This is a genomic window from Chryseobacterium sp. FR054 (assembly GCF_056844565.1).
The window spans coordinates 229,403-240,485 of sequence record NZ_JBXDSA010000002.1; the positions used below are offsets into that span (position 1 = coordinate 229,403).

Annotated in this window: 10 protein-coding genes and 2 tRNA genes; 10 read left to right on the top strand and 2 right to left on the bottom strand. The window is 39.3% G+C overall.

Annotated features, from left to right (window positions below; genetic code table 11):
- Window positions 1–65: 65 nt before the first annotated feature.
- The 7 genes from AC106S_RS08385 (at window position 66) to AC106S_RS08415 (ending at window position 8,874) form a co-directional block, all read left to right on the top strand.
- Entirely contained in the window at window positions 66–863 is a 798-nt protein-coding gene (locus AC106S_RS08385; protein ID WP_482438627.1) for a hypothetical protein, read from the top strand.
- A 161-nt stretch (window positions 864–1,024) separates the two neighbouring features.
- Entirely contained in the window at window positions 1,025–3,124 is a 2,100-nt protein-coding gene (locus tag AC106S_RS08390) for a T9SS type B sorting domain-containing protein (protein WP_482438628.1), read from the top strand.
- Window positions 3,125–3,282: 158 nt separating this feature from the next.
- Window positions 3,283–4,614: a WD40/YVTN/BNR-like repeat-containing protein gene (locus AC106S_RS08395; RefSeq protein WP_482438629.1), complete on the top strand. Its 1,332-nt coding sequence runs from the start codon at window positions 3,283–3,285 to the stop codon at window positions 4,612–4,614.
- 100 nt (window positions 4,615–4,714) lie between these two features.
- A complete protein-coding gene (locus tag AC106S_RS08400; RefSeq protein ID WP_482438630.1) occupies window positions 4,715–5,236 on the top strand; it encodes a DUF1572 family protein in 522 nt (173 codons plus the stop codon).
- Between the two features lie 4 nt (window positions 5,237–5,240).
- Complete coding sequence (locus AC106S_RS08405; RefSeq protein ID WP_482438631.1) at window positions 5,241–5,891, top strand: hypothetical protein; 651 nt, start codon at window positions 5,241–5,243, stop codon at window positions 5,889–5,891.
- Window positions 5,892–5,957: 66 nt separating this feature from the next.
- On the top strand, window positions 5,958–7,304 hold the full coding sequence (mtaB, locus tag AC106S_RS08410) for a tRNA (N(6)-L-threonylcarbamoyladenosine(37)-C(2))-methylthiotransferase MtaB (RefSeq protein ID WP_482438632.1): 1,347 nt from the start codon (window positions 5,958–5,960) through the stop codon (window positions 7,302–7,304).
- A gap of 52 nt (window positions 7,305–7,356) precedes the next feature.
- Window positions 7,357–8,874, top strand: a complete 1,518-nt coding sequence (locus AC106S_RS08415) for an FMN-binding glutamate synthase family protein (protein WP_482438633.1) — start codon at window positions 7,357–7,359, stop codon at window positions 8,872–8,874.
- Window positions 8,875–8,933: 59 nt separating this feature from the next.
- Here the strand turns inward: AC106S_RS08415 and AC106S_RS08420 are convergent, their stop codons facing one another.
- Window positions 8,934–9,686 (bottom strand): hypothetical protein, encoded by a 753-nt coding sequence (locus AC106S_RS08420; protein ID WP_482438634.1) that lies wholly within the window; start codon window positions 9,684–9,686, stop codon window positions 8,934–8,936.
- 55 nt (window positions 9,687–9,741) lie between these two features.
- On the opposite strand from AC106S_RS08420, the gene AC106S_RS08425 reads away from it, so the two are divergent.
- Window positions 9,742–10,179 carry an RNA-binding S4 domain-containing protein gene (locus AC106S_RS08425; RefSeq protein ID WP_482438635.1) on the top strand — a complete coding sequence of 146 codons (438 nt, stop codon included), beginning with the start codon at window positions 9,742–9,744 and terminating at the stop codon, window positions 10,177–10,179.
- Between the two features lie 12 nt (window positions 10,180–10,191).
- On the opposite strand, the gene AC106S_RS08430 is transcribed toward AC106S_RS08425, so the two are convergent.
- Window positions 10,192–10,707 carry a shikimate kinase gene (locus AC106S_RS08430; RefSeq protein WP_482438636.1) on the bottom strand — a complete coding sequence of 172 codons (516 nt, stop codon included), beginning with the start codon at window positions 10,705–10,707 and terminating at the stop codon, window positions 10,192–10,194.
- Between the two features lie 115 nt (window positions 10,708–10,822).
- Here AC106S_RS08430 and AC106S_RS08435 point away from each other — a divergent pair.
- A tRNA-Lys gene (locus AC106S_RS08435) sits at window positions 10,823–10,895 on the top strand.
- A 37-nt stretch (window positions 10,896–10,932) separates the two neighbouring features.
- A tRNA-Leu gene (locus AC106S_RS08440) sits at window positions 10,933–11,015 on the top strand.
- Window positions 11,016–11,083: the final 68 nt, after the last annotated feature.

Below are 11,083 nucleotides of genomic sequence, written 5' to 3' on the forward strand. Positions count from 1 at the left end.
TTCAAAAAGTTCTGATAGTGAAAGCGGATAACGCATGTGTTTTTCATACCCATAAAACAATACACATGAAAAAAACATTTTCTGATGAAGATCTGACCAAGAATCTGAGCCTGTATTACCTGAACCGGCATTTGAAAAAAAAGCCGATAGAAAAGTATCACCGTACCATAGATGAGTCTCTCCTCCATGACCGTGAAAAATACAGAAAGAAATCTGAAATTCTGCTCCTGAATTCTTTCATGCATCATTTCCCCGAAGTAAAATTTGAAGACCTTACCTGCGAAAGTCCTGACTTTATCGCTAAACTTAACGACAAAAAAATCGGAATAGAACTGACCGAGGTGATCAACCATCTGGAAATGAAAAAAGCAGAAAGCACTTTGAACAAAATGTTCCGTCAGGCAGAAATTTTATTGGAACAGGAAGACACCACGAAATATCGTGGTGTTTATTTTTTGGAATTTCATTCCCATCTGAAGCTGGATAATCCCGAAGAACAGCAGGAAAATATCCTTAATATTTATAAAAGTATCAAAAAAAATAAAGCGGTTGGCTGTGTGAAAAGTCTGAGAAAATCTTTCCACCGGAGAAATGTATTTATCACTCACGAATACAGCATGAATCTTTTTGATGAACTCTGTTCCGAAAAAATCCTTGAACTTATTGAAAAGAAAAATGAAAAATTTCCTTATTATGATACCTCAGTTGATGAATGCTGGCTGGTGATTGTCTCTGATATGAATTCCATTGCTTCAAGATATACTTTTATTCAGGATAAAGAACATTTACAGCAGGTAAAAAGTCCTTTTCATAAAATATTTCATCTTGAAAACCTCTGTGGAAATATTACAAGTATAAAGTAATTTGCTTTTTGGAAAGGTAGTTTTTTGCTAAAGCTTTGTTTTATTTGAAATAATTCAAAATTTTATCGTTTTTGTTGTTTATAATTAAATTATGAGTATATTTGGTATTCCCTTGTATATCATATGCTTGGTGATTTATTCTAACAAAAAACTATGTATCTATGAAGAAATTTTTATTTTTTATTTTTCTTTCATTTTCACAATTCCTTTTTTCACAGGCAGACTGCGTAACTGCTCTGGCGGTTTGTGGAAATTCCAGTATTACTTACAGTCCTTCAGGGATTGGAAACGTTAATGAAAATTTAAGAGGCTGTCTGACGGAGGGAGAACATAATTCCATATGGTATAAAATTACCATTGCTACGGGCGGTACTCTGACTTTTAATCTGGTTCCGAATGATCAGGATGCAGATTATGACTGGGCTATCTACGGTCCGAATGTGAACTGTACCAATCTTGGCTCACCGATTCGCTGTAATGCAGCTACCGTTGTAGGAGTTGGAGCATCCACAGGATTGAATATGACCAGTACAATCACAAATGCGCTCGGAGGTTCAACGACCCCTTACTGCAAATATCTGGATGTTTTACCGGGGCAAACCTACTATCTGTATCTGGATAACTGGGTGAACGCCACCAATCCTACGATGGCTCCTTTCTCTTTAACATGGGGCGGAACTGCAACTCTGGCATCACCTTTTACAGATCCTGCTACCCAGCCGTTTCCGTTTACCCCTCCGGGAGTACCAGCCGCTAATCCTGCAGATCCAAGAGAAGTAGTGATCTGTTCCAATCCTGCTGTATTTGATTTTACGACCTTATCTGCGGGTATTATTAATGGAAATCCAAACTTTTCTGTAAGCTACCATACAAGCCAGAATGCTGCTTTAACGGGAACTAATCCTATTACTGCTCCTACTTCTGTAACGGTGGGTCCTACCTATTATTATAGTATAAGCTATACAGATCCCACCAATCCAAACAGTCCGCTTAATAAATGTAAGCAGGTCGGGTTATTTAAATTCAGAGATGGAAAGATTACGACCAGAGATGCTACCTTAACGCAATGTAATAACAATAATGCCGGTACTGCGGTATACGATCTGACGAGTGCGGATATCATCGGAGATCCTACCGTTACAAAGAAATATTATCACAGTCTTCCTGATCTCAATGCGGGAGTAGGGGAGATTACCAATCCAATGACATTTACCTCGGCAGAAGGAACTATTTATGTGAAAGTTACTTCACCTTTCGGATGCTCCTCCATAGCGAAGATTTTCTTAAAATTCTTTCCTGTACCTGCAGTTCAGAATGATGAAATAAGAACCTGTTCTCTGGAGACCAATCCTTCTACCGGTTCTTTTAATCTTACAGGAGCTGTTGTAACCACCCAGACCGGTGCAATCAAAAAATATTATCCTTCATTGACGGATGCGATCAATCAAACCAATGAAATCCTTACTCCTACTGCTTATATAGCGCCTACCGGGGTAGTGTACGTGAGAGTTTTCAATACTCAGGGCTGTTATAATGTTGCTAAAATTACCCTGACTGTTATTGCTCCTGTCTATTCCAATGTTCTTCAGGACAAGATCATCTGTATGGCAGATAAAACGACGCTGGATGCCGGCCCGGGATTCAGTAATTATCTATGGAGTACAGGGGCTACTACCCAGGCTATCAGCAATGCAGGAGTGGGTACTTATTGGGTGAAACTTACTTCAGGAGGCTGTGTAGTGAAGCAGAATGTGAAAGTGTATGCTTCCGAGCAGCCGGTAATCACAGGGGTTGATATTTCAAGCAATACCATTACCGTATCTGTGATGGGAGGTACACCTCCTTATCAGTATTCAATGGATAATATCAACTGGCAGGATTCCAATATTTTCACCAATCTTTCAAGGGGTGATCATAAAGTCTATGTAAAAGACTCCTATAATTGTTCGCCAATGGAAGTAGGAGTGGTGGTACCTAATCTGGTTAATGTGATTACTCCAAACGGAGATGGTATTAATGATGTGATTGATTATTCCGCATTGGCCGGTAAAAAGAATCTGGTGTTCAGTATTTTTGACCGTTACGGGGTTAAAATTCATGAAGGAACCAAACTGAACGGATACAAATGGGATGGAAGTGTGAACGGTATCGGAAAAGTGCCGACCGGTAACTACTGGTATTCCGTAACCTGGAATGAAAACGATAAAATGAGTACGCCGGTCAAGTATTCAGGCTGGATCGTTGTGAAAAACAGGGAATAAATAGTATTAAAAATTATAAAGAGTCTCCATAATATCAATAATATTGGAGACTCTTTTATTATTGGCTTTTTAAAGCTTTTAAAAACTAAAAACCATGAAATCGAAAACAGATGCTTAAGTCGGAAGACTGATGAGCCTGTATATTCTAAATTAAATATATGAAGAAAAGAATTTTTACAACTTTAGTGGGATTGATGATTGGAATTCCCGCATTTTCTCAAACGTGGACTTTACAGAATGCAGGGGCCGGGGGAGGTGGCCAGACCTCTATGCATGTATATGATGTAAACGGGGTATGGGCATGTGCTATCTCCGGAACAGGCGGGGTTTTTACAAAAACTTCAAATGGCGGGAGCAGCTGGACTCCGGGAGTTTTTAATATAGGAAACAACACCAGATTGTACAATATTTCAAATGTTTCGGGAGTAAATGAAACAACGGCCTGGGTTATGAGTCCTAACGGATCCACAAGCCCGACAAGTACCTCCACTCTTGGGGAAGTCTGGAAAACAACCAATGGCGGATCAAGCTGGATCAAACAGTTTACACTGCCGTCAACAGGAATTGCTGTTCATTTTTTTGATATTAATAATGGTATGGCTATCGGATCGCGCACATCGGCTTATGATATTTACATTACTCAGAACGGCGGCGACAGCTGGTCACAGATACCGGTTGATAATATTTCCGGTCCTATGACAGGAATATTCGGTTATCATAAGTATTATGTAATAAATGGCGTTATGTTTCTGTGTTTTTACAATATAAATAACGGAATTACAGATTATAAAATTTATAAATCCACAGATAAGGGAGTGCATTGGTCTCCACTCTCCGGCTCATTTCAGGGAGGGCAGTTCCATGACTTTATAATGGCCTGGAGCGATGTAAATAAAGGCATTGTTTTTTCACAGACAGGACAGGCGTCAGGTGCCCAGATCGATTTAAAAATGTATAAAACTGAGGATGGTGGGGCAACATGGTCCGTGGTTCCATTTTCTGGAATCCCTGTAACCAATAGAATTTATGATATTGCTTATGTTCCGGGTAAAAATACTTTGATTGCCACGAGTGCAGACAATATAATGAAAGGGTCCTGGATAAGTATGGATAACGGAACTACATGGACAGCTTTGGATACAGATGTTTACCACTGGAATGTAAGATGCTACGGAAACAGCTGTTATTCTGCAGGATGGACTTCAGCCGCACAGTTTGCTGCCATGTATAAAATAACATTCCGGGAACTAAGTACCCAGGAAACAGAACTTAACAGTAATGGTATTTATCCTAATCCTACCAAAGGAGAACTTTATATAAAAACAGATAAAAAAATCCGGTCATCAACTGTTCTGGATGCATCAGGCAGAGTGGTATCCACAGCTGATTCATCCAGGCTGGATATTTCTTCACTTCCTAAAGGTGTTTATATAGTGAATATAGAATTCGGAGACGGAACTACTGCTTCTGAAAAAGTAATCAAAGAATAACATCTCAGGCTTTAGTAATAAAACTGATAGATAAAACCATTTCATAAGAGATGGTTTTTTTGGTTAAAAATGGTAGATTAGTTTTCATGAAATTATGGGTATGAAAAATTTATTTGTAAAACGTTTTGAATATTATAAATCGCTGGGCGATAAAACCTTCGGGCAGCTTTCCGAAGAACAGATCTTTTGGCAGCCTAATGCAGAAAGTAACTCAATTGCTGTCATTGTAAAGCATATAGCAGGAAATATGCTGTCGAGATGGACCAATTTTCTAACAGAAGATGGTGAAAAGCCCTGGAGAAACCGTGATGATGAGTTTGTGAACACTTTCGAAACCGGACAGGAAGTTCTGGAATACTGGGAAAAGGGCTGGCAATGTCTCTTTAAAGCTATGGATCAGATCAATGATGATAATTTATATTCGGAAATCTATATAAGAGGGGAAGCACATTCGGTTCTGGATGCTGTTATCAGGCAGCTGGCCCACTATCCCTATCATATCGGGCAGATCATTTATATCGCGAAAATCGTGAAAAATGAAGACTGGAAAACACTTTCCATTGCCAGGAACAGGTCCGGGGAATTTAATGATGAAATGAAGGCGAAGTTTTATAAAAAATAACCTCATGGAAACGTATAATTTTGCCATTGATGGAAAAAAAGGTCCTGTTTCTGAAAAATGTATTGAATCAGATATCCGCGACTTCCATACCGCAGGCAGATTTGTTGCAGAACTTACCTATAAAAGAAATCAGCATAAAAATAATATACTCTGTGTTTTTGAGGATAAGGGAGGAACCTGCAGTACAAAACATGCACTACTCAGGAAACTGGCACTGGAAAACAGCGAAAACGGGGTGAAACTGATGCTTGGTCTCTTTAAAATGGATTCGGATTATGCTCCTCTGATAAAAAATACACTCCGTAAATATGGTCTCAGCTATATTCCTGAAGCACATAATTATTTGAAGATTGGAGATCAGTATTATGATTTTACAAAACCGGGATCAGACTACACCGATTTTAAAAACAACATTTTATCAGAAATTGAAATAGAATACGATCAGATTGGCTCAGTAAAAATATCTGTTCATAAAGAATTCCTTCAAAACTGGCTGCAGAAAGAAAAAATAAGCTACGGTTTAGATGAAATATGGCAAATCAGGGAAAAATGTATTGCTGACCTCCAAAAAACCGGAGAAGATGAATCCATACAACATTTTTCTCCCGTATGCTTCACCAACAGCCCTGAAATAAGAGAAGAATATAAACAATAGACCGAATCAATTTAGAATTCTTATTAAAATTACTATCTTTGCACCCATAAAATTCAGGAGTAATAAATGTCTACTTTTCACAGAACTGCCGCATTTCATACACTTGGCTGCAAATTAAACTTTGCGGAAACATCTACTATTGCCCGTCAGTTAACAGATGCAGGTTATGATAAAGTGAGTTTTGATGAAAGAGCAGACATCTATGTGATCAATACCTGTTCGGTAACTGAAAACGCAGACCGCGAATGTAAGCTTCACGTAAAAAGAGCAATGAAGGCCAATCCTGAAGGGCTTGTCGTGATTGTGGGATGTTATGCACAGCTAAAACCTGAAGAAATTTCACAGATTGAAGGAGTAGATCTTGTTTTGGGGGCTAAAGAAAAGTTCAATATCTTAAGTTACCTTGATGATCTTGAAAAAACGGATCACGAAGGCATTGTTCATTCCTGTGAAATTGAAGAAACCGACTTTTTTATCGGAAGCTATTCTATTGGTGACCGTACCCGGGCTTTCCTGAAAGTTCAGGATGGCTGCGACTATAAATGTACATACTGTACCATTCCGTTGGCAAGAGGAATTTCCCGTTCAGATACCATCGATAATGTTCTTAAAAATGCTAAGGAAATTGCCGGAAGAGACATCAAAGAAATCGTTCTTACCGGAGTAAATATCGGGGATTACGGTAAAGGTGAATTCGGAAATAAAAGACATGAACATACTTTCCTGGATCTGATCTCAGAACTTGATAAAGTAGATGGCATCGAAAGAATCCGTATTTCCTCTATTGAACCCAATCTACTGAAAGACGAAAGCATAGAACTGGTTTCTAAAAGCAGAAGCTTTGTTCCGCATTTCCATATTCCTTTACAGTCCGGAAGTGATGATCTTCTGAAGAAGATGAAACGCCGCTACCTGACTAAACTGTACAGAGAAAGAGTCAGCAAAATCCGTGAGGTAATGCCAGACGCAGCTGTTGGAGTAGATGTTATTGTCGGTTTTCCGGGAGAAACAGAAGAAAAATTCATGGAGACCTATAACTTCCTGAATGAACTTCCGATCACCTATCTTCACGTATTCACTTATTCTGAAAGAGAGAATACGGAAGCAGCCGGTATGGACGGTGTTGTTCCTGTGGCTGAAAGAAAGAAGCGGAATAAAATGCTGAGAATACTTTCTGAAAAGAAAAAAATGGCATTTTACCAGACCCAGCTCGGAAAAACGCTTCCTGTACTTTGGGAGCACGAAAATAAAGACGGAAAAATGTTTGGCTTCACAGAAAACTATGTGAGAGTCCAGAAAGACTTTGACCAGGCATCCGTAAATCAAATTGAATTTCTGAATTTAGAAAAAATACTGTCAGATGGCACGGTTTCTGTGCAATCTTCCTACGAAAGTTTTTTAGCAAAAGCATAGTCTCTTTGCAAAATTTCCACTAAATTTATTTTTAACTTTAAATACTACATTCATGAGAGATAAGTTTTTATCTTGGGGAATTGTATTAGTAGCCGCTACATGGATTGTGGCACTACTGATCAGAGCGCATTACTGGATACCGATCCTGCTGTCCGCCATCTACGCATTGGGGGTTTACAATGCCTACCAGTCAAAACATGCTATTTTGAGGAACTTCCCGGTGCTGGGGTACTTCAGATACTTTTTTGAAAGTATTTCACCCGAAATGCAGCAGTATTTCATCGAAAGAGAAACGGACGGAAAGCCTTTTCCCAGAAATCAGCGTTCTGCAGTATACCGGCGTGCCAAAAACCTGAGCGATACCGTTGCTTTTGGAACCCAGCTGGAAGTGAATCACAGAAAATATGAAGGAATCAAACATTCTATCTATGCGAAGTCGCCATCAGAAGAATTGCCGAGAGTATGGGTAGGAGGAGAGCAGTGTACACAGCCTTATCATGCTTCTTTATTCAATATTTCCGCGATGAGCTTCGGTGCATTGAGTGACAGGGCACAGATTTCTTTAAACAGAGGGGCTAAAAAAGGAAATTTTTACCACAATACAGGGGAAGGAGGAATCTCTCCCTATCATCTGGAAGGAGGAGACTTATGCTGGCAGATCGGTACCGGATATTTCGGGTGCCGTGATGAAGAAGGTAAATTCAATGCAGAATTATTTACAAAATATTCTACGCTTCCCAATGTGAAGATGATTGAAATCAAATTGTCTCAGGGAGCAAAACCGGGACACGGTGGGGTGCTTCCCGGAGTGAAAAATACACCGGAAATTGCAAAGATCCGCCACGTCACCCCGGGAATGACCGTTATTTCACCGCCTTCTCATACTGCTTTTTCAGATGCTCCGGGACTGCTGAGGTTTGTACAGCACCTCAGAGAGCTTTCGGGAGGTAAGCCGGTAGGTTTCAAACTTTGTATAGGAGATACCAGAGAATTTGAAGATATCTGCGTTCAGATGAATGTTCTGAAGATCTACCCGGACTTTATTACCATTGACGGAGCTGAAGGAGGTACAGGAGCTGCACCGCCGGAATTCTCGGACGGAGTGGGAATGCCCCTGGAACCGGCCCTGATCTTCGTGAACAGAACTCTTAATAATTATAACGTAAGAAACAAATTAAGGGTGATTGCCAGCGGAAAGGTACTTACAAGTCTGGATATTTTAAGAGCTGTGGCTATGGGAGCGGATATGTGTAATAACGCAAGAGGATTCATGTTCTCGCTGGGCTGTATTCAGGCTTTAAGATGTAATTCCAACAACTGCCCGACAGGAGTTGCCACACAGGATAAAATGCTGATCAAAGGTCTTGATGTAACGGATAAAAGCGAAAGAGTATATCACTTCCATAAAAATACGCTTCACACATGTAATGAGCTGATTGCCGCTGCGGGAAGAAGTTCTTATGAAGAAGTGGATGCAACCATGTTTATGAGAGGAGACGAATTTGATCATCTGGCAGACCTCTATTTCCCGGATATTCTTGGAAATGTAAAACAGAAAGCAAGATCTTAAATAATAAAAAAACCGTAATCGAAAGATTACGGTTTTATTTTTTTACTATGTTTTTATTCTTATGGTCTCGCAGTTGTTTTGTACACCTGGAAATTAAAAACAAATGTTCTGTTTCTGAAAGAATATCCACTGTAATTGTAGTGGGCATCTCTGGCAAATGCTGCTCTTGAAGGTACAATAATTACCCCCTGAAGATTGTAGGGTGAACCGTCCGCCTGGTCAAATGCCTTAAATTTTCTCAAAGCTTCCCCAAAACCTTCTATCATATAATAGCTTTGTTGTCCGGCAGCAGTAGTTGTAGCCCCTTTAATTAATGGATCTTCGGTTGAAATATAATAAAACTTAGGATCTACCAAAGGAATACCGCTTCCGTCAATAGGAGTGTAGTACGTCATATCGGTAACCGACCCGAAAGCAGGGCTTCCATCGGTATTCATGGCAAGATAGGTTTTCGTTCTCGTCATAAGTCTTATAATGTCTGTTTGCCCTATGGCAGTTCCGGCAGTTGGATTCACATCATCCGGCTGGGCTCCGGGCCTTTGAATATATACCGTTCCGGATGGAAGGGTTTCATGAGGCAGTTCACTCAGTTTTTTCTCATTGTCATCCGAAGGGTCCGTACTGCTGAAAGCTTTTATATTTCCCTGGGTATCCAGATAATTTTCGTCCATAAACTTCTTAATAGCCTGATCATCATAGGAATTCTGGACATTAATATCTTCCGGTTCCTTATAACCTTCTACTTCATCATCCTTTTTACATGCAGTAAAACACAAAGACCCCGCAAGGATATATAAAAATATTTTTTTCATTTCAAAAAACTTTAATTACTTTACAGATAATATAACGGCAAAAGTATAAAAAATTATGAGAATAGATAAATTTTTATGGAGTATTCGTTTTTATAAGACGAGAAGTATTGCGGCAGAGGAAATTAAAAAGAACAGGGTTTCAATAGGTACGTCTGCTGTAAAGTCATCAAAAGAAGTAAAAGAAGGAGATGTGATCAGGATCCGGAAGAATCAGATTGATTATAAGATTAAAGTCATTCAGATTCCTAAAAGCAGGATTGGGGCCAAGCTGGTACCTCTTCATATACAGGATGTGACGGATAAGGAACAGTACGAACTTCTGAAGATGCGCAAAATGTCCCAGGATTATTACAGAAACAAAGGAGAGGGAAGGCCTACTAAAAAAGACAGAAGAGATATGGATGATTATGTAGGAAATGATGTGGATGCCGATTTTACAGACTGGGACGATTTCTTTGGTGAAACCGGCGATGATTCCGATAATGAAGATTAAAAATAAAAAGCTCTAGAGATAGAGCTTTTCTGTTATTTCGTCCACAATTTCTTCAGGAGTCCGGGAATCTGTAATGACGCTGAACTGCGCTTTGCTGTAAAATGTATTTCTTTCAAATAAGTGTTTGGCAATGAATTCAGGAAGATCTTCATCCGGAATATTGGCAATTAAAGGCCTTTTTTCTTTCTGTTTCGAAAGCCTTTCCGATAAGGTAGCAACGGAAGCTCTTAAAAATACACTTCTGGAATTATGATTGATGATCTCCATATTGTTATAATAAACCGGAGTTCCTCCACCCAGGCTTAAAACTACATTTTCTTCAGTAGCCAGGATCTCTTCCAAAGCCTCTCTTTCCAGCTTTCTAAAATAAATTTCTCCCTTTTTTTCGAAAATTTCAGGAATGGTTAATTTATTTCGTCTGGAAATCTCTTTATCGAGGTCAATTAATCTGAAATTTATTTTTTCGCTTAATATTTTGGAAACGTGAGATTTGCCACAACCCATGTATCCGATCAGTGAAATTATCATGAATTTTTTTTAAACAAATTTGCAAAAAAGTTTTGAGATAACGAAAAAAACCCTATCTTTGCACCACTTAAAACAAGGGACATTACTTCAATGAAAACTTGTTTAAACAGTGGCCGACTCGGTAGCTCAGCTGGTAGAGCAATACACTTTTAATGTATGGGTCCTGGGTTCGAATCCCAGCCGGGTCACAAGCAAAATAAATTACTGGATTTTTGTAATTTTATTGCCTGCGTGGTGAAATTGGTAGACACGCCATCTTGAGGGGGTGGTTTCCTAAGGATGTGCTGGTTCGAGTCCAGTCGCAGGCACTGCAAAGAAAATTTTTAATAATTAACTTGAATTGAATTCATTTTAATTGTGGCCGACTCGGTAGCTC